Raw genomic sequence first — 21,491 nt, forward strand, 5'->3', positions numbered from 1 at the left:
ACGGTTTTTGCTTGTGAAAACACGAAACAGCACTATTTTTTTCCTGACTGATTGATATTCAATCAAAAAATTAGATTACAAAAGTTTACACGCCAATGCAACTAACGCATTTTGATCTCCCTCATTTCATCATGTTGTTCTCGGTAAGCCCGCCAAGCTGCGTCTATTCTCGTCACTTCAGACTTAATCCAGTCACAAAACGTCTGCACCTTTTCATAGTTAAAATGTGGCGCTGGCGCCACCAGATAAAAATCGTATTTTGATTTCATATAGACAGGTAAAGGGCAAATTAACTGTCCCTTTTCAATTTGTTCGTACACCAAACCAAATCGCATCATGGCCAAGCCTTGCTGAGACAACAAAGCCTCTACTAAGGAAGTCGAGTCCGCTAAGTGCAAATGAGACTTTAATGGTAAGTCATAGAGTTCAAGAAAAGACTGCAATTTCGGCCACACATGATCCATATCAGGGCCAGTATCCGTGATAATGGGAATATCGGCGAGCTGTTCGGCAATCGCCTTAGAGGGATCAATTAACGCAGGGTGACAAACAGGCAATAAGTATTCTTCAAACAAAAGTTCAGACTGTAATCCATCATACTGGCCTTCGCCTAAACGTATACAAAGATCTAAATCCGTATCGACAAAACTCGACAAACCAATACTCGGACTCAGTCGCAAATTAATATCTGGAATCGATGCTTGAAAAACGCCGAGCCTTGGCACTAACCAACGACTGGAGAAGGAAGGCACCGCACTGATCACCAACGTATTGGGATTAGGATCTTGACTGATACCACGCACCCCCTCTTCCATTAGCACAAAGGCCTTACTCACATAGTCCAATAAGTATTGCCCTTCCGAGGTCAAAGCAACCTGTCTTGTCTGACGCTCAAACAAGGTAATACCTAAATGCTCTTCCAGCGTCTTTATTTGCTGACTGATGGCGGCTTGCGTCACAAACAGATGCTCTGCAGCCTCTTTAAAGCTCAGACTCTCAGCCGCGAAACGAAACGCTAATAACGACTTTAATGGTGGCAAACTGCGTGCAGACATAATCGCCCTCGATCACTATGATTAAGTTTTTCTTAATCATAGTGGTTTTTTTCTCGTTTGTCCCATGCTTGTGTCTGCACCATTATTAAAGCCTAACCCATCACGCTTCAAAGGAAGAAAGAAAATGAAAGCCTATCACGTTGAAAAATTAGATATCGCAAGTCAATGCAAAGCAGCACTGCAACAGAGTAATCAAAAAGCGACCATATTCAGCCTCAATCATGTCAAACGCCTACTTGCCAAAGTGCACCACAACTGGAAAACAAGAGCGCAATTACAACGCCTAGACGAATCCCAATTAAAAGACCTAGGCTTAACCTCAAGTGATGTATATGAGGAAGTACACAAACCACTTTGGAAATAAACAATAATGCCAGACCAATTTACAAATCACTTTCAACAAACGCTAACAAACGCTTAGCTCCTCCCATGCTAAGCGTTTGTCTCATCAAGTCTTCATCACGTAAAGACAAATTAAACCACTAACACTGTTTATTTTTTGACCAGATAATAATAAATTAAAAAGCAACCTCTTAAATTCTCAATCACAGACAAGGAAAGAAGGATGAAAACCGTCATTCTATTGCTCGTCAGTTTTTTGCTTATTGCTTGTTCCAGTAATCCAACAGGTACCATTAGCGTTCGTTCGGTCGAACCAGATGGCTCATTAAAAGAACCCCTCACTTCCGCTGCAAGTCTTGTAACAGATGATAAGACCATTTTTAAAACCGAGACCGACGGCTCTACCGATGGGAATGATGTATATGCTATCTATCTTACAGATGCTTATTTAAAGTACTTAGCCGATTGGTGGGGAGTTAATGAGGTCATTTTTGTCGTCGAGTTCACCGAAGCCGTTACCGGAGAATCAGATTCAGACATAACCACAAAAATATTGGGGCCTTATGAAAAATTGTCTGATGGTATCAAAGCACCATTATTAAACAAAGCCTTGTATGGCCCTAAAAAAATGGAAAGCGATCTACTGAGCATGAACATCAAAGTCTATGAGTATGATTTGGATGAAAATGATGGCAGCTCAGCTATGCTCGAATTCATTGCCTCTGCTGCACAAAGCTTTGCTTTATCTGATCCCGTTACCCTAGGGGAGATCAAACTCGCAAAAGAAATTGCAAACACCTTATTACTTGCCAATGAAAATGACCTCGTTATGGAAATGGATATGGATTTTGTGGCAGGAAATAGCAAATACGCTTCCAACAATCATTCTAATGTTGTGCCCCTAAAAGACGGTGAAATGATTATGGTAAAACAAGAAGGATGTGCAGTGATGACATGTTTTGACTATTTTAGTAAAGGCGGGTCTAACATTCCTGGACTCCTTCCAGACTTCTTTATGTTACTACCAACAGCACTGAACAGAGCTTTTGTTGACACTCCGGATCACTCGAGCCTCAAAGAGTTTAAAGACGAAAACCTAATTGTGACAAAGGACGGTATTACAGAGCTTGATAAAGACAAACCAAATGGACTTTATAAAGATAAAACTTGGCTTAGGTTAAATATTGTCAAAGGCGGTGATGCATCACACTGGTCTTTTAGAAAAAAACTCTACCCGACTGCAGAAGAGATCGAAAAGCTTTTAAAAAACCCCTACTCACTTAACCGAGAAAATATCGACTCCATTTTAAAAGGGATCGATGAAGCACAACAAAGCTTAGTTGAAGTAAATACAAAGGCCATTATTAAACTGACTTCTAAAATGAGTCAAAACGACACCCATTTTATTGAAGCAAATACTAATAACAGTAGCTTATGCATAAGCTATCCAGAGAATGTAAATCTTATTAACACCACTTCCAAACCGAATGATGGTGATGGTACGCAAGCCTTCGAGTTTGGTAAGTTGAGTTCGTCAAAACAAAGCAGCTGTTACCAGGTAAAAGCCTCACCAGAAGCCACTTTTACTCCAGGAGCAGGTGACTTTATTGTGAACTATGAGGTCAATAACGATATCAAAGTACAAAGTTTACCTTACTTAATAAGAGAGAAACTTCTTAAAGATGACTTTTCTCTGTCCTGCATGGCGAACGCTGACAACACCAGCTACCAGCTTGTACTTAAACCCAATACATCAGATAGCAAGAGTAAAATCTCTCAAATCACCGCTATTCTGTTTGGGGAGGCCAATCAAGATATTCCCTTCACTGCAACCGATACCGAAATTAAAACGAACAATTACTTTGATCAAAAAGACGGCATTAAGGTCAAGGTAGAAGATGTTTTTGGCGCCTCTATTGAGCCTTCTATCTCAGCCAATAATATTACGGCCTGCCTAACACCCTCTTAAAGTGAATTTTGACCATGAAAAAAGGGAATCGCCTCATTGCGATTCCCTTTTTTACGCAGGATATTCTAAGAAAAGCGATTAAGCTTGATCCAACACCTTGTTAAGGTCTTTCCAAGTTAACCCAGTGGCTTTTTTCTGCACCTTTTGCACATCATCTTGAGTCAATTGAATGATTTGCCCAGCAATGGAAATGGCTATTTCAAAAGGTTTTTTCCCCGCCACTTCAGGAATACCAACAGGGCTGTGTACCGAATCAATTTCCGCTTTACTGAATGAGGCACTGGCCAAACGCTTTTTGAAGCGCATGACTTTAGTCTGTGAACCGATCAGGCCGATAAAACGACAATCTTTGCGATCCAACAAGGCTTCCACCAGCTGATAATCCAAAGCATGATCGTGAGTCATGACCAAGGCTATTTCATTGGCTGCCATGGCCTCCACATGCTCCAGCATGGAATCGTATACAAAGGGCGTTACGTTGCTCGGCAAATCACTCGTTTTCTTGTCTTGAACAAGGTTAGTACGACTGTCTACCCAACGGATTTTAGCTTGCATTTGCCCCAACACATTGACCAAGGTCGTCGCCACGTGGCCCATACCAAAAATGGTGATTTTCGCGGCAGGCTCAGGAAAATATTCCAACAAAACACTCACCGCGCCACCACAACATTGATTGGTTTTAGCCGCAAGCGGAAAGTTTTCCAGCAAATGAGAAGGACCCTCACCCGCCTCCAACATAGCGCGGGCTTTTTGGCAGACAGCGTATTCCAGCTGGCCACCACCAATAGTGTCAAAACTGTGTTCAGCAGTAATCACCATTTTGCTGGCCGATTCTCGCGGCGATGAGCCTTTGGTACCAATAACCGTCGCCATCACCCAAGCCTGACCAGACTTCTCTACCTCAGCCAGCGCTTGAATCCAGTTTAATGAAGACATCATAGCGTCACCTCCTCTCGCCTATTACTCAGCCATTGTCGCGCCAGCTTGATAGGCTTTCGCTGCTTGCAAAGCATAATACACAGCTTCCGGTGTGGCCGGTGCGGACAAAGGTGGTGATAACTGATAATCACACACCGACGCACAAGCGTCTTTTAAAGCACACCAAACAGAAATCCCCAACATCAAAGGTGGCTCACCAACCGCTTTGGAGCGATACACGGTTTCTTCACAGTTGGCTCTATCAAAGAGTTTCACAGTGAACTTTTCTGGCACATCAGCAGACGTTGGAATCTTATAATTCGCTGGACTGTTGGTGGTAATGCGACCTTTGTCGTCCCAACTTAACTCTTCCGAGGTCAGCCAGCCCATGCCTTGTACAAAGGCTCCCTCTATCTGGCCAATATCAATGTGCGAGTTAATGGAGTCGCCTACATCATGCAGAATGTCCACTTGCGTCACCTTGTATTCTCCGGTCAAGGTATCGACGATCACTTCTGATACCGACGCGCCATTGGCGAAATACAAGAAGGGACGACCTTTTGCGGCTTTTCTGTCGTAACCAATTTTCGGCGTTTTATAGAAGCCCGTCGACGATAAAGACACCCGATTCATATAGGCCAATTTGATGAACTCAGGGAAGCCCATGCTGTCGGCTCCCAAACTCACCACATCATCGACAATGGCAAAGTCTTCTGCCGAAATCTCGAAATGCTCAACCGCGAATTCGCGTAAGCGCTCTTTAATTGTATTGGCAGCGTCTAAGGCCGCCATACCGTTCAAATCGGTTCCCGCAGATGCTGCCGTTGGTGACGCATTCGGCACCTTATCGGTACGTGTAGAACCCACATTGACCCTTTGATAATCAATGCCAAAGGCTTTCGCAACAATTTGTGCCACCTTGGTGTACAAACCTTGGCCCATTTCCGTACCACCGTGACTCACATGGACGCTACCATCTGTGTACACATGCACCAAGGCTCCACCCTGATTAAGGTGTTTGGATGTGAAAGAAATACCAAATTTCACCGGTGTTAAGGCCAAGCCTTTTTTCAAAAACGGGCTTTGTTGGTTGTAGGCTTTAATGGCCTCTCGGCGAGCACGATAGTCCGAACTCACCTCCAACGCCTCGATCAAGGTTAACAACACATCTTCTTCGATCTGCTGACCATAAGGCGTGGTGTCTTTGCCTGTTTGATAACAATTCAGCTTACGAATGTCCAACGGGTCTTTGCCGACTTTGCAGGCAATTTCTTCAATGATGTTTTCCGCTAACAGTACACCTTTTGGCCCGCCAAAACCACGAAAGGCGGTATTAGAAACCGTATGGGTTTTGCCTCGATAACCGCTAATACGAGCATTGGGTAAGAAGTAAGCATTATCAGCATGAAACATGGCGCGATCGACCACTCCGTCAGATAAGTCTGCGGTACAGCCACATTTGCCCACCATGTCGTATTCTGCTGCGACGATTTCACCTTGTTGAGTAAAGCCCACTTGATAGGAGTTCCAGAAGTCGTGACGCTTACCGGTCTGCACCATATCGTCTTGACGTGGCATACGGTATTTCACCGGACAACGGTTACGCACAGCCAGAACGGCAGCCATACAACCGAGTGTCGCTGCCTGCGACTCTTTACCGCCAAAGCCGCCGCCCATACGTCGTGTTTCCACCAAGACTTGAGCAACCGGCAAATTCAACACCCGCGCCACCAATTTTTGCACTTCTGCTGGGTGTTGTGAGGAAGCGAACACTTGAACGCTACCGTCTTCATTCGGCACAGCGACACTGATTTGGCCTTCCAAATAAAAGTGCTCCTGACCTTTAATGTAAAGGTCCGACGACAAGGTATGCTCAGCTTGTGCTAACGCAGTCTTACTGTCTCCACAGCTAATGGTGTGGGTTGGCAAAACAAATTCTTGTCGCGCCAATGAGTCTTTCGGATGCAAGGTGGCGGCTTTACTTTGATAAGTGATTTCCGCCAGCTCGGCCGCTTGTTTCGCGGCACGCAAACTGGTGGCCGCCACGGCAAAAATAGGTTGGCCGATGTAATGAACAAAATCCCCCGCCAACAACATATCACCGCTTAAAACAGGTGAAACATCTGGGTCTCCGGGAATGTCTGCTTGTAGAATCACATCCACTACACCTGGATAGGCTTTTACCTTATCCAAATTAATCGACACTATGTCCGCAAAGGCTTCGGTGGACTTGCCTGTGGCGACGTGAAGCTCGTTAGGCCACTCTGGCATGTCATCAATGTAAACCGCTTCGCCGGTCACATGTTTCATCGCAGATTCGTGAATCGGTAAGGCTTTGGCTTCCTGTGCGGTGACGAGATTGTCTGGTAATTTACGCATGCTTTGCCCCTTGTTGTTGACCGATTTCTTGACCGAGAGACAACCAGGATTCCGGTACCGGATGACCTGAAAAAGTTGGCACAGCATTACCATTTAACTCTAACCATGCTTTACGTACTGAATTGCACGCCATGTCGATACGATATTGGGCGCTGGCGCGCATGTCGCTCATGGGGTTCAACTCTTCGCGCAAAGCCTGCAGGGCTTTTTCTAACGCCACCTCATCTGAAATCTTCACAGCCTGTAAGCAGGCTTCCGCCGCGTTCGCTCGAATAGGCGTCGCCGCCATACCCCCAAACGCGAGGCGAACGTCCGTAATCTGATCACCATTCACGGTAAATCGCGCTGCCAATAGCACACTGGAAATATCGTCTTCCATGCGCTTCGAGACTTTATAAAAGCGATGAAACTCAGCAAGCTTATCAAGCGAGAGATGAAACGCGACAATGCATTCATCCTCTGCTAATTGGGTTTGCTTATAGCCTAAATAGAAGTCCGACATCTTCACCGTACGGCTTGAACCATCGACTTTGTCCAACCTAACATCAGCATCAAACGCCAACAAAATAGGCGGCAAATCCGCAATCGGAGAGCCGTTTGCCACATTGCCACCAATGGTGCCACGATTACGAATTTGTCGTGACGCAATCCGACTGAGCAGATGATAAAGCTGCGGATAAGCATTTTTACTGAAGTCTTCCAACTGGCTGTAAGTGACACCAGCACCAATGATGAGTTGCTCACCCTCTTCGCTTAACTGCTGAATTTCCGCCACATTGTTTAGATCAATCAGCACATCAAAGTCTTTATAGCGCTGGGTATTTTCCAGCATTAAATCCGTCCCACCGGCGATAAACTCGCCCTCTGGATGCTGCTGTTTCGCTGCTAAGGCTTCCGCTAAGCTTGTAGGACGCAGATACTTTGTATTGGCCGTTGACTTGTCTAGCTCAGACAAAGCCACTTTCAACCAGTCTTGTTGACTCAGCAAATGATCTTGCTGCCCTGCCATAGCCAATCCAGCTTCAATAATAGGACGATAACCGGTACAACGACATAAGTTACCTGAAATGGCATCGCACACAGCGTCACGACTCAAGACCTGATCAGTCTGAGCAAGGTTTTCATACAAACCGGCCAAAGACATGACAAAACCCGGCGTACAAAAACCACACTGCGAACCATGAGCATCGACCATTGACTGTTGAGCAGGATGAAGGCCATCTCCCAATTCGGCTAAATACTCGACCGACACCAGGTGCTTGCCAGCCAGAGACTGCAAAGGAGTAATGCAAGAATTGAGCGTGGAATAAGTCACTTTGCCTTCTTCTAGCGCACCAACAAGCAGCGTGCACGCACCACAATCGCCCGACGCACAACCTTCTTTCGTTCCCGTTAAACCGCGCTTTTCTCGCAAATAGCGTAACGCAGTAAAATCACTGGGGAGCGATGTTTCCTCGACAACTTGGTCGTTTAATATGAATTTCAAAGCTCTCTCCTCATGCTTCTTTGTCTGTCACGATGCAAAAACCTGACCAATCGTACAAACTTTTCCAACATTAAAGCCCATTCCCCGACATTTCACAATGTCGGCTGTTAAAAACGTCGAGGCCAATAAAATTGGAACACTAGTTGCAAATGAGTATGAAATGAAACGACTGAATCAAATTCCAGACCCTTTTCTTTTTTTAAGGCAAACCAACGGAGAGAATTCATGAAAAAAATATTACGCGTTTCCTTACTCGCCAGCCTAATCGCCAGTACTTCTGCCATTGCCGCAGACCAAGTGACCTTCCAGCTAGATTGGTTACCAGGTGGCGACAAAGCACCCGTGTATGTTGGAATTCAACAGGGGTTCTTTGCCGAGGAAGAGTTAGAAGTGAGTATCGCCAGTGGCCGTGGTTCCACCGATGCCTTAACGAAAATGGCCACGGGTCAATCTGACATAGGCAGTTCCGACATCAGTGCCTTAATGGCAGCAAAAGCACAAGATGATGTACCTGTGGTTGCCGTTATGGCCTATTTCACTCAAGCTCCTCACGCTTTTTTCGCATTAAAAAGCAGCGGTATTGGTTCGATTAAAGATTTAAAAGGTAAAAAAGTCGCCACTTCTCCCTTTACTTCATCGAATGCCTTCTTGCCTTTGGTCCTAAAAGAAAACAATTTAACAGCAGACGACATCAAGCTGGTGAAAGCCGACCCAGGCGCTCTAGCGCCCATGATGATTACCGGCAATACCGATGCCATCATAGCTTGGGTCACCAACACCGCCTTGTTTACCGCACAAGCCAAGAATGCTGGTAAAGATATCATCGAAATGCCTTGGTCTGACTCAGGCCTGTCATTATACAGTTCTTCTCTGCTGGCTTCCGAGCGCTTCCTAGAGGAACGCCCAGAGGTGGCTAAGCGTTTTGTTAAAGCCTTCGCTAAAGCGGTCAAATTTACCTATGAAAATCCTCAAGCGGCAGGTGAAGATCTGCACAAAATGGTACCGGAAGTGGATGCTGATATTGTTGCCGCGCAAATCAAAAGCATAACAGGTTTGGTATTCAATGATGTCACTGAAAAAGATGGCTTTGGTCACTTTACGTCTGAGCGCATTAAACAAACCTGGGATTACGCTGCGACAGCAAATGGTCTGAGTGAAGACGCCCTGGATCCAGCAACGGTAGTAGACAGCAGCTTCTTCAAGTAATTCCAATCACCTTCGGCAAGGCAGTCTTTACATGGATCAGCAAAACAACTCAGCCTATGTCAGCTTGAAAGGTGTGGGCCACCAATACGACTCACAGGCCCCTTTAGCGCTAAAAGACATAGACCTGAACATTCACCGTCACGAATTCGTGGCGGTGGTTGGGCCGTCAGGCTGCGGAAAATCCACCCTACTTCGCATGGTATCTGGCTTATTAATTCCATCACAAGGACAAGTGTCGGTTTTTAATCGCCCTGTTACCGAACCAAGAGACGACGTGGGAATCGTATTCCAAAAGGCCAACTTATTGCCTTGGCTAACGGTTCGTAAAAATGTCTTATTTCCACTCAAACACAAATACGGCCGTTACTCTAAAGCGGACGAAAAACGCGCCAATGAATTATTAGCAATGGCTGGGTTAAGTCAGTTTGCCGACAAAATGCCCGATGAATTGTCTGGTGGGATGCAACAAAGGGTTGGCATAGTACGAGCCTTGTTATTAAACCCTGACATTTTATTAATGGACGAACCTTTTTCCGCCCTAGATGCCTTAACCCGAGAACAAATTGGTTTTGATCTATTAAAAATATGGCGTGAAAACCCTAAAACCGTACTTTTTATCACTCACTCCATCAGTGAAGCGGTATTACTGTCTGATCGTATTCTGGTAATGAGCAAACGCCCCGGTACGGTGTTGGATCTGATCGACGTGGATTTGCCCCGCCCACGTTCCTCTAAAACCATTAATTCGCCACACTTTGCTAAGCTCACCGACCTAATCCGAGGCTATATTTATGAACCAGACGTCCCAGCCTAAATTTTGGCTTATTCAACAAGCAAATCGCTTTGCGCCTGCGCTCTTCTTCATTGGTTTAGTGGTATTGTGGGAGCTCGTTTGCCAGCTTGGTAAGGTGCCAAATTACATTTTACCTTCACCTTCCGCCATAATAACGGCCTTTTTTCAGGTCGATTTCTCGCGCTGGATGGTGCATTTGTGGGCAACGTTAAGAGTGGCTCTGATGGGCTTTATGTTGTCAATTTTGATTGCCATTCCTTTGTCCATTGGCATGATGCGCTCACAGTTGATGAATCGCATTCTGTACCCTGCCTTGATCGTCATCCAATCAACGCCTGTGGTGGCAGTGGCACCATTGATCATCGTCTTGTTGGGCACAGAAGATCCTTCCCGCGTGCTGATTACTTGTTTAATTACCTTCTTCCCATTAGTGGTATCGACCACCACAGGTATGTTAGAAACCCCACCGGAAATGATCGAACTCAGCCAATCCCTGCGCGCTCCACGTTACCGCGAAACCTGGCAAATTCGCATTCCTTATGCTATCCCGCATATTTTCAGTGGCTTACGTGTCTCTATTACCTTAGCGATTATAGGTGCCGTGGTGGCGGAGTTTGTCGCCGCTGAAGAAGGTCTAGGGTATTTCATCCAGTTCTCTACCTCCTTCTTCAAAATTCCTCAGGCCTTTGCTGGTTTGATTTTCTTATCCATCATCAGCTTATTACTGTTTAAGTCGGTGCAATGGATTCAAGCCTGGTTATTTCCGTGGAGCTTACCCAAGACTAAATAATCTCAAAACCTGAAACGGCACCTAGAGACATATATGACACGTTCAATACAAGACGATCAGCTATCATCACAGGATAAAAACCTTCTCCGCCAGAGCTTTGCTTTAGCAGAAGAAGCCAAGCAACAAGGGATTCATCCGTTCGCGGCACTCTTGGTTGACGAACATGGTGACGTCCTCATGACTCAGGTAAATGGCTATTTACCTGACTTCGACATGACAGGTCACGCAGAACGTAAACTCATGACGCGAGCCAGCAAGGCTTATCGTCCAGACTTTCTCGCCAAATGCACACTGTATGTCTCTGCGGAGCCTTGTGCCATGTGTGCAGGGGCGGCTTATTGGGCAGGATTAGGACGGCTCATTTATGGCTTAAGTGAAGCCAGTCTCAAAACCATTACCGGCAATCACCCAGAAAACCCAACCTTGGACCTCCCTTGTCGTACAGTATTTGACTCTGGTCAACGCCAAGTGGAAGTGATTGGCCCTTGTTTGGAAAAAGAGGCCGCAAAATTGCATGAAGATTTCTGGTAATACCAGGATTGTATAAAATTCGGAGTAGAAGCTGTCAGGCGATTCAAACCAGTCTCGCTAGGTCATTGCTCCATTTCCCAACAGTAAGATTAGGAGATGTTATGACCGCTTCATACTCACTTGAAGAACTCAATCGTGAAACCACCTTTGGTGGTGCTGGACAAGACGCCGACGAGAGAGAAATTCGTGTTATCGACATGAGCGACTTTGAAAATCGCCGCGATGAAATACGCGAAAAACTTTGGTTAGCCGCCACAGAAATTGGCTTTTTCCAGCTCAGCCATCATGGCATTACCCAGCAAGACATTGATGCTGCTTTTGCAGAATCCGAACGCTTTTTTGCCTTACCAGAAAGCATCAAGGGCAAATACTTAAGGCCCAAAGGCGTCAACGCGGGATGGGAAAGCCGCAGTCAAATTCGTCCATCTACTGGCACACAGGATCAAAAAGAATCCTACCAAATTACCCAATATCATATGGATGGCCTCTGGCCAACACAGAAAGAGTTACCTTATTTTCAAGCCAACACCCTAGCGTTTGAAAAACAGTGTTGGCAAGTGGGCATGAAGGTTTTGTCTTGCTTTGCGGAAAAATTAGGTTTTGAGCGAGATTTCTTCAGCAAAGCCCATGATCCTCAACAAACCGACTACCAAAGCACCCTGCGTTTATTGCATTATTACCCCACCCAAGGGGTGACAGAACAAGGCAACATTTGGCGCGCTGGCGCTCATACCGATTTCGATTGCTTAACCTTACTTTTTCAGCATGAAGGTCATGGGGGCTTACAGGTCTGCCCGGGAGAAGAGGCACAAAGCCAACGTTGGACGAATATTCCCCCGCGCGGTGATGTCATTACCTGTAATATTGGTGACATGCTAATGCGCTGGAGTGACGATCAACTCAAATCAAATTTACACAGAGTGCGCCAGCCAAGAATCGATGAGTACTGTGGTAGTCGTCATTCCATCGCTTTCTTTTGTCAGGCCAATAAATCGCAAATCATTCAAGGACCAAACAAATGCTATCAAGCCATTCGTGCTGATGACTTCCTCAATCAACGTATCCAAGCCAACTTTATTGACAACTAAGGAAGGAGCCAAATCGCGCCGCCACTGTAATCCCCCCATCAGACGCGACCGTTAACAACTTGCTATTGTCAACATCAAGGGGATCAAACACCTGACTGTAGCCGATTTTGACTCGCGCCCATTGACCAATCAAATCATCCGCCACGCCTTGTACAGTCGGCAAGTGTGATACTTTCGGTGTGGCAGGCGGCAAATCTGCAAAATCACTTGCGGGGGTCGCCTTGGTCGTCAAAAGATCAGATTCGTTAGCCCGTAAATTGAGGCTGAAATGATATGACTGAGACACGGCTTCCTGTCCCTGTAAAGACATCAGGCGCAAATAATTGGCATTCAAAGCGCGTCCCTTTGCATCGGCCTTCACTTCAAAAGACAAATTTGTCAAAAATTGTCTTTTCGACTCCACAGCCATGTAATCGAGCGGTAATCGATTATCACTCATATAATCTGCCTCATGCTGATCGATCAGAATAAGGAGACAAGAGCAGGATTAATGCCAAAAAATAAAAATCTATAAAAACAGTTAGTTATAATAAATTTAACGTAAAAGCGAACCTAAAAAGACACGCATCAAACACAAGCAATCGCCCAGTAGGGTAAATTTTCACCCAGCTTTAACAAGACGTTCCCCCTGAAGCTTCTTTATCAAACTTGGTAACGATCAAACTTGACAATGTCTCAAACAGGCACGATTTTAGCATCTCTCATGACCGAGAAGATGGAATGGGCTACCCCAACCTCTTCCATACATCAAAATGACCATCAAGAGGAAACACATATGTCTGATGTAACCAGAAGAGATTCTTTGCGTCTGCTAGCTGGAGGCGCTGCTTTTATTGGTTTAGGCGGAACCACAACCCTTAGTCAAACACTCATGGCGCAACCTTTGGATGCCAATGGCAACGAAAAGAGCGCATTAATTGTGGTCGATGTACAAAATGACTTTGTCCCCGGCGGCTCATTGGCGGTTAAAGGCGGCGATGAAGTGGTGCCTATCATCAACGCATTAAGCAAACAATTTAAAAATGTGGTCATTACCCAAGATTGGCACAATAAAGGCCACGCTTCTTTTGCATCAAGTTACCCAGGTAAAAAACCCTTTGAAACCACTGAGCTGTATTATGGCACGCAGGTTTTATGGCCGGATCATTGTGTACAAGGCAGCAAAGGGGCAGAATTGGTATCAGGCTTAGACATTCCTCATGCTCAGTTGATTATTCGCAAAGGCTTCCACCCAAACATAGACAGCTACTCAGGTTTCTTTGAAGCCGATCGCGAAACACCAACAGGCTTACAAAATTACTTGAAAGAACGAGGCATAACCACCCTTTATGTGGTGGGATTAGCGACCGATTTTTGTGTCGCCTGGACTGCCATGGATGGGGTCACTTCGGGCTTCAATGTGTCGGTCATTGAAGATGCGACCCGAGCCATTGACCTAAATGGATCGCTGGCCGCGGCGTGGAAAGCCATGAATGAAAAAGGCGTGGTCCGCATTCAGTCCAGCAATGTACTGGCCTAACGCTCGCCTTTACATATTTCGCCATTGCCATGGAAATTGAAATAACCACAGCTTAAACTTAGTAGCGCACACGAGCCTAAGCAACATCACTGCCCTTAGAGATAGACCGCTATTTCTAAGGGCGTTTTATATTTAAAAAATGTTTTTGAGACTTACTACAAACCGAATTCGCATACAGGCACCAATCAGTCTCGCTCTTCTCGACTATCTCCGTGCTTTGCTGATCCTAGTGTTCAACCCATGATTTCATCAAAATAATCGCAACATATAGGAGCGCAAGGAAATCTAGATGAAATACAAGGTGAAACATCGCCAGAATATCAGAATCCTGCCTTGCTCTCTGAACAAGATAAATAGAAGTAATCCTTACTTTTATTTCGTGTTACGCTCCGTAAGAATGCCCATCGGCTAACAATCTCGTTGTAGTTTGCATTAAAACTGAGAAGGTGTACCACCATGAAATTCGAAGTAGTTCGTGTCAATTCATTGATTTTCGATTCTGATACAGAAAAACGTTTGTTCACTTTAATGCGTAAAACTGTCAGCACCAACATATCATTAAGCGCATTCAGAAAATTGACTCAGCGTAGTCGAGAAATAAAAGTGATCTTTTGCATCGAAGCACAGCAAGATATCGGTTTTATGTATTGTGGAATATTCGATCTGAGTGACAAATTGATCATCATCAGGCCGATGCTTGGCATGCTGGCAGAATACCGCAAAGACAGTCTTAAACACGCCAAGTTTCTTTTAGCTAAAGCCATTTTTAAAGAAAAAATTAAACATTTAAGAAAACGTGTTTGTATGGTCACCATCAATTTGAATCCATTGGCCTATGCCGGATTATGCGTTTACTGGCGTCAAACATACCCCTCATCTAATACCCCCATTCCACGCCATTATCTCTCCATACTAAATCAATGTTCAGAGTATTTTCAGTTTAATATGACGACAGATTGTGTCGTGAAAATACCTTTTCAGATGCTGCTAGAGGATAACGATATACAGAGGATGAACCCGAGCAACCCTTATATTGGTTTTTTCTTCTCGCGTATTCAAAGTAACGACTGGGATGAAGGATTACTTACCGTCACTCCGGTTAATGTGGCCAATTTGCTCAGTTTATTCTTTAGAAGGATAAAGAAAATGACATGTTAGTATCCCAGGATCGGCTTAATTTTTGTCTTTTGCCCAGAATGTCAAAACACATCGCCCCTGACGGTTCTTTCTACTTGCCTTAGTTATTTATACTTGCCTTAATTTAACGAATTAACGTAGTATTTTTCATTAAAATCCAATTAACTCATCATAAAATAGGTCTACATATTCAAAAAGGTACTCGCTGAAATCATACTCAACATCATAAGGAAGTTGTAAAACATGGAAAATACCAAAGCAAAAATCGCCATCATAGGTGCAGGTGTTTCAGGAATCGCGGCCGCGAATGTTTGGCAAAAATGTGGCTATAACGTGACATTGTTTGAAGCATCAGAACAGGTAGGAGGTCAATGGAATCAAACCTACCCTGGTGTCAGCTTGCAAAATACCGCTCCTCAATATCAATTTTCAGAATTCCCTTGGCCCTTTAAGACTGATCGCCACCCCAGCGGTGCAGATGTCTTAAAATATCTTAACCAAGCCATTGATGCTTTTGATTTAACCGTCAAATTGAATCATCGACTCAACACTATGACGGACGACTCTAATGGCTGGCAATTAACCTTCGACAATGGTGAAAGCCATCATTTTGCCTATGTTGTCATTGCGACGGGGCAATACCCCGGAGGCGATAAAAAACGCTTACCGCAATTTCATAATATGGACATCTACCAAGGTGACATTATTAGCAATATTGAGTCAAAAGACGTTTTTAAAAACAAAAACGTTGCCGTGGTAGGGTTTGGTAAAACAGCACTGGATTTTGCGACTTGGAGCGCGGAAACCGCAAACACGACACAACACATTTTTAGAACACCAAGGTGGACCATTCCAGATTACCTACTAGGAATTGACTATACAAAACCATTTTTTGCACGAATCGGCAGTGGCATGATGCCCTCATGGGGGAGCAGCACTTGGATGCAAAAACTGTTACATAATCGCCTGCCCTTCATCGTAAATGGTTTCTGGCGCTTTATCTGTAACCTTTTTTTGTATCAGCATCGCCAAGATGCAAAGCTCGGTTCCATTGATCACAAAGTATTAGACTTGGTTATTCCACCTAAGTCTCAATTCGTAGCGGACTTCAGAAGTGCTTCTGCGCTTGCTCCAAAACGATATTACGAATACATTGCTCACCAAAAAATCACCCCCCATCGTGGCGAAGTATCGGCGTTTTATGAAGATGGCATCATCTTATCGGACGGCCAGAAATTAGCCGCCGACATGGTCTGCCTATGTTGTGGTAACGACGCCCCAACTTATGAATTCTTGCCCGATAAATACGCTCAACATCTTCAAATAAGTGGCGGTCCTTCACTGTATCGCCATCAAATTGATCCCCGTATTCCAAACCTAGGCTTTGCTGGCTACAATCATGGCTTCATGCATATCGCCTTGGCGGAAATGGGCGCTTTATGGCAAGTTGCGGCCTATGAGAAAACCTTCCAGCTACCTATCGAAGAAGAAATGCTTGCCTCAGCCGCAAGGGTGACACAGTGGAAAAAAGACCATTCGTCTTATGAGTCGACCTTTAATATCGCAGTCAATACACGCTACCAACAACACTTAGACATACTGATGCAAGACCTCGGCATTAGCCAATGGCGAAAAATGCCAAATGTCTTCGCAGAAGTCTTTTATCGCTATGATCCAACAGACTACGAAGGCGTAATAACCGAGTATTTGGCCAACAGCCAACAGCCTCAGACCGCCATAAAACCGGTTGTCGCAGTGGACGCTTAACGGTAACAATGCCGGCACATAAGACTCATTCTGAACCCACTTAAAACGCGCCACCTTAATGAGACCAAATCCATTGCAACCCGATTGCCTTGGTTTGGTCTCATTTTTTAGCATGCCTTGATCGAGAAGCAGTAGGCTTTGCGATATGGGAAGTATGAGTATCAGAAGGCTTAGACGCAGCATGATGCTCAGTCGATAAGCCATGCGCATCATGTATGGCCGAAGCGGAGGACAAACGATTGTGTGATATTGAGGGTGAGGCCGCGCCATGAATATTAGCAGAAGGCGAAATCTTATCATGCGGTGTTGCAGTGGAGGATGGTTTCTTTGACACTTCCGCCTTCTGATGCGACTCAACATGCTGAGCCCGTTTATTCATACTAGAGGGCTTATCATCCCCCTTCACAGCCGATCTAAGCCTAGAAGCACAACGGCGTTGCCTAGGAAAGGGGGTTTTGATACCGGTTTTACCCTGCTCCAAGTAAAAAATCTAGATGAGAAAAACTTTTGAAAGATAGTGCTCAGCGGCTAAATTCTCGATATAAACCTGCGACATATCACACCGACCTTACCGATTGGTCTGAGACTGAAATGACAGAAGTAAGAATGATCGATCTGTTTGAGGGGCAAGCTGTTTGTGAAATTTCTGGGAGAAAAAGATATCTTCTGTTGCTTTGATGATTTAGATGCACACACTGCGGTATGCCTTTCCCGAACTCCCAAAGGTGCCATTTTCTTCACACGACTAATGCCCCCAAGCTCAAAGCTCAAAGAGAGCATCTCAACCAAGAGGGCATTTTATATGGATCGTATTCTGTTAACGCCTTCCTAAAAATTACAACCCACAACCGCATACGGAGCCAGATGAGGGATTGATATTAGTCCAATTACCATTCCATTTCAGATAACTGGCTGTATTGGAACAAGTGCTCGGACAGTGTTTATCAGCATCGCTATTATCCATAAAGACCTTTTGGGCATACACATCAATGTCCAATCCCTGACCAATTTTAATATCTTTAAAAATATGGCTTAGCGCTTGCGAAGTAATATTGTTATGCACCGTCTCTGATGTGCCAGTGTAGTTGTGACAACCAAAACAATTACTCGCAAAATCACTGGTTATATCTACCTGCTGATAGCGAGTTTCCGCAACCGAGTTTGCCAAACGTAATGATCCACGCTCATTAGGCACTCCTTTCCCACCCGAACTCTTGGTAATATCACTAGCCCATAAAGCGCCGACATTAAAATAATTTTCTAGCACCTGCATATCTGCATTGCCTTGATTTTGCAGTAACTCATCAATGCCTTGATTTTGCTGAGTAATAATTGAAATATTTTCCCCAGCATTCGCATCGGTGAACACTGTGCCATAAGGATGCACTCGACAAATATTGGTTGGCGTCCCGATTGGAAAAGTGAGTTTTTCAGGGGGGTTATTAAAGTTACAGGCATTCCCAGGATCGGCCGAATCGGGTAAGTCGACGGTACAACTTTGACTGGCCATGGTCCAATCCGTTTTATCTTGGACAAAGGAAGGCAAGCAATTTGGCGTATTGATCTTATGCTCATAGGTTGCCCAAATAAATTCTGGATGATCTTCTGTCGCCACAACAATATGCACGCCAATCAGACCCAAGGTAACATTATCCTTCAATATAAGCTGTTGCTGAGTCACATATTGGCCTTTTGCAACCTCTTCAGCTGATAAAGTTTTCCAAGCAAACTTTAACTCAATCGTCCCAGCGGGAAAGTTAGTGATGTTTTGCTGCTGCAATTTCACTGCGCTCGCCGACAAATCGCATAAATTCCGAGTAAACCTGACGTCATAATAAATGACATTCCCCTCTTGGTCGTAAATGGTCGCACCGCCACCCGCTTGCCCCGTAATGAGACTGGATTTCTGTAAACCAGTACGTAATGTAGACCCGGATATCTCCGTATCACAGGAGTCCGCTGGGGTGCCATCGTCATCGTCATTAAATTCCAGCAAAGAAAACTGCTCATTCACCTGAAAATTGCGCAATTCGGGTTCAGATGTCGAAGGCGACATCAAATACAAATAGGTTTGATTGGCAAACTGATAAAAATCACAGAAATTTGAACTACCATCCGCACCACTTTTTTTCACTTCAACTGGCAACGAAGGTTGAGTTAACCAAGTGGGATCAACAGGACAATCGGCTGCTGCCACGTTAACCACTTGATAATCTGACTGAGCCCAAGACTTACCCGAGAAGGTAACCACCAGCAAAAATAAAAGCGCCATCAAGGCGTTCCAAATCTTCATACTCTTTCACCTCATCCTTAACATTGATGTCTCAAAGACAACTTCCCACTTGAAACACAGTAAATATAAAAAGGCAGCACCTATGCCCATAGTCTATGCAAAACCGATTATCTTAATTTGCCAGCGAATGGCCCCTTGAATCTGCCCCTAATATTTAAGATAGCAAGTGAATAGGAATTTTGTATAAGTTTTTAATAGGACACCCAAGCTAATCAGCTACCAAAAAACGATATTCCACGAAAGTTTTTAATAGGACACCCAAGCTAATCAGCTACCAAAAAACGATATTCCACGATGTATACCTGAATATGGAGAAGTCGTTTTTTATGGGGTATCCCTATCGGGGTACAGATGGAGACATCTAAACTCGAATTTAAGAAAAAGAACCAACAGACGTCAGTTTAATGAGACAGCAACTTGAGAGTTTTATTGTTTAAGCCAATAGCTTAACACTTTGCAGCGGTGGTTTACGTTGTCGATGATTTGACTCGCAGTAATGGCTAATCGAATGCTCGTTTCCCACGACATTTCCCGTTCTTGATCCAAATTCCGTTGCAATACACAACCAATTTTCAGAGGAAATATTAAGCCGTTGGAGTATCGGCAACAACGAAGCATCGATCGCGCCTCGTTTATCTTCTCGAATGATTCTCCCTGTCATATCAAGCAATTCAAGGTAATCCGTCAATTTAAAAGGCAACCCATCCGGCATTTTCTCTCGAGGATTGCCAACAAAAGGATACAAGCCTTCAGGTTGTTCTTCTTGTCTAGCGGATTCTACCCGCTGTTTTACACTGGTAAACACGGAACACTCCGGCGTCTGGCTTATTTTCGCCCTGAGTGGATTGAGGTCTACGTATACCAATCTGACCTGACAGCCTTTCATGATGTCATCAAAGTTATCACGATCAATTTGTACAAATTCACGCTCTTTCACCGGCGGTAAGGGTTCTGTTGGCGCACCGGATAGATCCGCCAACACGCCCACAATGAGCGGCAATTCTCTTTGTACAATAGCGTCCCCTATTTCAACATCATAGGTGATATGAACCCTTGGCGACCGTACCCTGGACAGTTTTTTCTGATTACTTTCCAAAATGAAATCTCCCATTTAAAAAGTGAGTAAGGCAAATCCTTGCTGATTACTTCTTAGTTAACCGAAAATACAGTTGATCATCACGGGTTATTGAGCTGATCTCTCCCTGCAACTCTAGCGCTTTTAAAGCCTTATCAACCGCCACGATAGAATCGTTGATTCTTTGCTTCTTTAACCACCAGTTTGTGATACCGACCACAGTGTCTTCACTGTCTGGATGATTGGTTAAGTACTTCTTTATTAATTGAGCCACATCATCTGCTTGATAATAATTTTTTATGCCCATCTGACTTAATCTCATAAGGTTTATGGTTCTCGGTCTTGTTTCTACATCACATTAGATGCCAACTTGAAAAATAAAATTAACTTATTGTTTTATATAAAAAATAAAATAATTCACGAAAAGAATGCTTTACCCTTTAGGGTAAAATTCAACCCAGCTAGGCGGGTCTCCATTACAATTAAAAGAATTAAAAAGGAAGGAGAAAATAAGACTTTACGCAAGTGCCCTGGCTTTTTATCAGACACTGTCTTCATAAAATCTGAAAGTTATCTATAATCATTATCCGTGGTTTAGGAGAATTTTTTCAGGAGGTGAAATCTATCAACATAGAACGGAGTTAAGATGATATGCGTAAAACCATGATTATCTATTTCAATATTCTTTTATTGGGCATAATCTTAGCCCTCTACTTGCCTTCTCATATCAATACCAGAAACACAAATAATAGACTTTACACTGTAGACGCAGACTCTCTGGCATCGCCTTATCCACTGAGCAGCATGCACTTGCCCGCTGCTGCTAAAGGCGCGGAATATACCCTTCAAGTGGGCTTGTATCGTAAAATGGGGCAAGCAACAAACCAAGCGCAGCGTATCCAATTCGATGCGCCGCTGCGGATTATTAAGGCGAAAGACCACCAAAAAGAATGGTTTTTCGTCTTGGTTGGCCGCTATTCAAGTCAGTTTCAGGCAGAGCAAGCGAAACAAGCTTTGCAGGAGGAAGGCATTTCTTCCCAGGTCAGTTTGTGGCCTAATGGCGCCCAATAATCCGTTGTTTGCAGGATACAAAACAGGCAAAAGTAGCCATCACTATTAACGTCTAATGACTCACCTAAAAAA

At 44.4% G+C, this 21,491-nt stretch carries 20 protein-coding genes; 11 read left to right on the forward strand and 9 right to left on the reverse strand.

The features are described 5' to 3' along the window. Positions 1-101: 101 nt before the first annotated feature. The gene (locus ACXAH2_RS02520) at positions 102-1,055 is read right to left on the reverse strand and encodes a LysR substrate-binding domain-containing protein (RefSeq protein WP_475076411.1); all 954 of its coding nucleotides are present in this window, start codon (positions 1,053-1,055) and stop codon (positions 102-104) included. A gap of 124 nt (positions 1,056-1,179) precedes the next feature. Here ACXAH2_RS02520 and ACXAH2_RS02525 point away from each other — a divergent pair, with 124 nt between their 5' ends. Together ACXAH2_RS02525 and ACXAH2_RS02530 are read left to right on the forward strand one after the other, a co-directional pair. Beyond that, a complete protein-coding gene (locus ACXAH2_RS02525; RefSeq protein WP_475076413.1) occupies positions 1,180-1,419 on the forward strand; it encodes a DUF1127 domain-containing protein in 240 nt (79 codons plus the stop codon). Positions 1,420-1,620: 201 nt separating this feature from the next. Beyond that, positions 1,621-3,366, forward strand: coding sequence for a hypothetical protein (locus ACXAH2_RS02530; RefSeq protein ID WP_475076415.1), 1,746 nt, complete (start codon positions 1,621-1,623; stop codon positions 3,364-3,366). Positions 3,367-3,444: 78 nt separating this feature from the next. On the opposite strand, the gene xdhC is transcribed toward ACXAH2_RS02530, so the two are convergent. The 3 genes from xdhC to xdhA are packed head-to-tail and all read right to left on the reverse strand — an operon-like array spanning position 3,445 to position 8,149. After that, positions 3,445-4,305 carry a xanthine dehydrogenase accessory protein XdhC gene (gene xdhC, locus ACXAH2_RS02535; protein WP_475076416.1) on the reverse strand — a complete coding sequence of 287 codons (861 nt, stop codon included), beginning with the start codon at positions 4,303-4,305 and terminating at the stop codon, positions 3,445-3,447. A 21-nt stretch (positions 4,306-4,326) separates the two neighbouring features. Further along, a complete protein-coding gene (xdhB, locus tag ACXAH2_RS02540; protein WP_475076418.1) occupies positions 4,327-6,663 on the reverse strand; it encodes a xanthine dehydrogenase molybdopterin binding subunit in 2,337 nt (778 codons plus the stop codon). Next, entirely contained in the window at positions 6,656-8,149 is a 1,494-nt protein-coding gene (xdhA, locus tag ACXAH2_RS02545) for a xanthine dehydrogenase small subunit (protein ID WP_475076419.1), read from the reverse strand. The genes xdhB and xdhA overlap by 8 nt, the downstream gene beginning before the upstream one ends. Positions 8,150-8,374: 225 nt before the next feature. Here xdhA and ACXAH2_RS02550 point away from each other — a divergent pair, with 225 nt between their 5' ends. The 5 genes from ACXAH2_RS02550 (at position 8,375) to ACXAH2_RS02570 (ending at position 12,557) form a co-directional block, all read left to right on the forward strand. Further along, a complete protein-coding gene (locus ACXAH2_RS02550; protein ID WP_475076421.1) occupies positions 8,375-9,355 on the forward strand; it encodes an ABC transporter substrate-binding protein in 981 nt (326 codons plus the stop codon). 31 nt (positions 9,356-9,386) lie between these two features. After that, positions 9,387-10,169, forward strand: a complete 783-nt coding sequence (locus tag ACXAH2_RS02555; RefSeq protein WP_475076423.1) for an ABC transporter ATP-binding protein — start codon at positions 9,387-9,389, stop codon at positions 10,167-10,169. Further along, the gene (locus ACXAH2_RS02560) at positions 10,147-10,938 is read left to right on the forward strand and encodes an ABC transporter permease (RefSeq protein ID WP_475076425.1); all 792 of its coding nucleotides are present in this window, start codon (positions 10,147-10,149) and stop codon (positions 10,936-10,938) included. Before ACXAH2_RS02555 ends, ACXAH2_RS02560 begins: the two co-directional genes overlap by 23 nt. 33 nt (positions 10,939-10,971) lie before the next feature. After that, entirely contained in the window at positions 10,972-11,469 is a 498-nt protein-coding gene (locus tag ACXAH2_RS02565; RefSeq protein ID WP_475076427.1) for a nucleoside deaminase, read from the forward strand. 101 nt (positions 11,470-11,570) lie between these two features. Continuing rightward, a complete protein-coding gene (locus ACXAH2_RS02570) occupies positions 11,571-12,557 on the forward strand; it encodes an isopenicillin N synthase family dioxygenase (protein ID WP_475076429.1) in 987 nt (328 codons plus the stop codon). Here the strand turns inward: ACXAH2_RS02570 and ACXAH2_RS02575 are convergent. Continuing rightward, positions 12,544-12,996: a hypothetical protein gene (locus tag ACXAH2_RS02575; RefSeq protein WP_475076431.1), complete on the reverse strand. Its 453-nt coding sequence runs from the start codon at positions 12,994-12,996 to the stop codon at positions 12,544-12,546. The two genes, ACXAH2_RS02570 and ACXAH2_RS02575, sit on opposite strands and share 14 nt — an antisense overlap. 336 nt (positions 12,997-13,332) lie before the next feature. Between ACXAH2_RS02575 and pncA the strand changes: the two genes are divergently transcribed. The 3 genes from pncA (at position 13,333) to ACXAH2_RS02590 (ending at position 16,980) form a co-directional block, all read left to right on the forward strand. Next, complete coding sequence (pncA, locus tag ACXAH2_RS02580; protein ID WP_475076432.1) at positions 13,333-14,076, forward strand: bifunctional nicotinamidase/pyrazinamidase; 744 nt, start codon at positions 13,333-13,335, stop codon at positions 14,074-14,076. A 456-nt stretch (positions 14,077-14,532) separates the two neighbouring features. Beyond that, positions 14,533-15,234, forward strand: coding sequence for a hypothetical protein (locus tag ACXAH2_RS02585; protein ID WP_475076433.1), 702 nt, complete (start codon positions 14,533-14,535; stop codon positions 15,232-15,234). A 222-nt stretch (positions 15,235-15,456) separates the two neighbouring features. After that, positions 15,457-16,980, forward strand: coding sequence for a flavin-containing monooxygenase (locus ACXAH2_RS02590; protein WP_475076435.1), 1,524 nt, complete (start codon positions 15,457-15,459; stop codon positions 16,978-16,980). A 100-nt stretch (positions 16,981-17,080) separates the two neighbouring features. Here ACXAH2_RS02590 and ACXAH2_RS02595 read toward each other — a convergent pair whose 3' ends face one another. The 4 genes from ACXAH2_RS02595 to ACXAH2_RS02610 all read right to left on the reverse strand — a co-directional run bounded on the left by ACXAH2_RS02595 (position 17,081) and on the right by ACXAH2_RS02610 (position 20,670). Beyond that, a complete protein-coding gene (locus ACXAH2_RS02595) occupies positions 17,081-17,359 on the reverse strand; it encodes a hypothetical protein (RefSeq protein ID WP_475076437.1) in 279 nt (92 codons plus the stop codon). 456 nt (positions 17,360-17,815) lie between these two features. Further along, positions 17,816-19,273 (reverse strand): mannan-binding lectin, encoded by a 1,458-nt coding sequence (locus ACXAH2_RS02600; protein WP_475076439.1) that lies wholly within the window; start codon positions 19,271-19,273, stop codon positions 17,816-17,818. A gap of 433 nt (positions 19,274-19,706) precedes the next feature. Beyond that, entirely contained in the window at positions 19,707-20,369 is a 663-nt protein-coding gene (locus ACXAH2_RS02605; RefSeq protein WP_475076440.1) for a type VI secretion system contractile sheath small subunit, read from the reverse strand. 46 nt (positions 20,370-20,415) lie between these two features. Beyond that, a complete protein-coding gene (locus ACXAH2_RS02610; RefSeq protein ID WP_475076441.1) occupies positions 20,416-20,670 on the reverse strand; it encodes a hypothetical protein in 255 nt (84 codons plus the stop codon). A 329-nt stretch (positions 20,671-20,999) separates the two neighbouring features. On the opposite strand from ACXAH2_RS02610, the gene ACXAH2_RS02615 reads away from it, so the two are divergent. Beyond that, positions 21,000-21,419, forward strand: a complete 420-nt coding sequence (locus tag ACXAH2_RS02615) for an SPOR domain-containing protein (protein ID WP_475076443.1) — start codon at positions 21,000-21,002, stop codon at positions 21,417-21,419. Positions 21,420-21,491: the final 72 nt, after the last annotated feature.

The organism is Marinomonas sp. ABL3_031, from assembly GCF_056161265.1.

Bases quoted from the DNA above. Each gene is read 5' to 3' on its own strand.
- ACXAH2_RS02520 (WP_475076411.1), bottom strand. From the start codon at position 1,055: ATGTCTGCACGCAGTTTGCCACCATTAAAGTCGTTATTAGCGTTTCGT.
- ACXAH2_RS02525 (WP_475076413.1), top strand. From the start codon at position 1,180: ATGAAAGCCTATCACGTTGAAAAATTAGATATCGCAAGTCAATGCAAA.
- ACXAH2_RS02530 (WP_475076415.1), top strand. From the start codon at position 1,621: ATGAAAACCGTCATTCTATTGCTCGTCAGTTTTTTGCTTATTGCTTGT.
- xdhC (WP_475076416.1), bottom strand. From the start codon at position 4,305: ATGATGTCTTCATTAAACTGGATTCAAGCGCTGGCTGAGGTAGAGAAG.
- xdhB (WP_475076418.1), bottom strand. From the start codon at position 6,663: ATGCGTAAATTACCAGACAATCTCGTCACCGCACAGGAAGCCAAAGCC.
- ACXAH2_RS02550 (WP_475076421.1), top strand. From the start codon at position 8,375: ATGAAAAAAATATTACGCGTTTCCTTACTCGCCAGCCTAATCGCCAGT.
- ACXAH2_RS02555 (WP_475076423.1), top strand. From the start codon at position 9,387: ATGGATCAGCAAAACAACTCAGCCTATGTCAGCTTGAAAGGTGTGGGC.
- ACXAH2_RS02560 (WP_475076425.1), top strand. From the start codon at position 10,147: ATGAACCAGACGTCCCAGCCTAAATTTTGGCTTATTCAACAAGCAAAT.
- ACXAH2_RS02565 (WP_475076427.1), top strand. From the start codon at position 10,972: ATGACACGTTCAATACAAGACGATCAGCTATCATCACAGGATAAAAAC.
- ACXAH2_RS02570 (WP_475076429.1), top strand. From the start codon at position 11,571: ATGACCGCTTCATACTCACTTGAAGAACTCAATCGTGAAACCACCTTT.
- ACXAH2_RS02575 (WP_475076431.1), bottom strand. From the start codon at position 12,996: ATGAGTGATAATCGATTACCGCTCGATTACATGGCTGTGGAGTCGAAA.
- pncA (WP_475076432.1), top strand. From the start codon at position 13,333: ATGTCTGATGTAACCAGAAGAGATTCTTTGCGTCTGCTAGCTGGAGGC.
- ACXAH2_RS02585 (WP_475076433.1), top strand. From the start codon at position 14,533: ATGAAATTCGAAGTAGTTCGTGTCAATTCATTGATTTTCGATTCTGAT.
- ACXAH2_RS02590 (WP_475076435.1), top strand. From the start codon at position 15,457: ATGGAAAATACCAAAGCAAAAATCGCCATCATAGGTGCAGGTGTTTCA.
- ACXAH2_RS02595 (WP_475076437.1), bottom strand. From the start codon at position 17,359: ATGAATAAACGGGCTCAGCATGTTGAGTCGCATCAGAAGGCGGAAGTG.
- ACXAH2_RS02600 (WP_475076439.1), bottom strand. From the start codon at position 19,273: ATGAAGATTTGGAACGCCTTGATGGCGCTTTTATTTTTGCTGGTGGTT.
- ACXAH2_RS02610 (WP_475076441.1), bottom strand. From the start codon at position 20,670: ATGAGATTAAGTCAGATGGGCATAAAAAATTATTATCAAGCAGATGAT.
- ACXAH2_RS02615 (WP_475076443.1), top strand. From the start codon at position 21,000: ATGCGTAAAACCATGATTATCTATTTCAATATTCTTTTATTGGGCATA.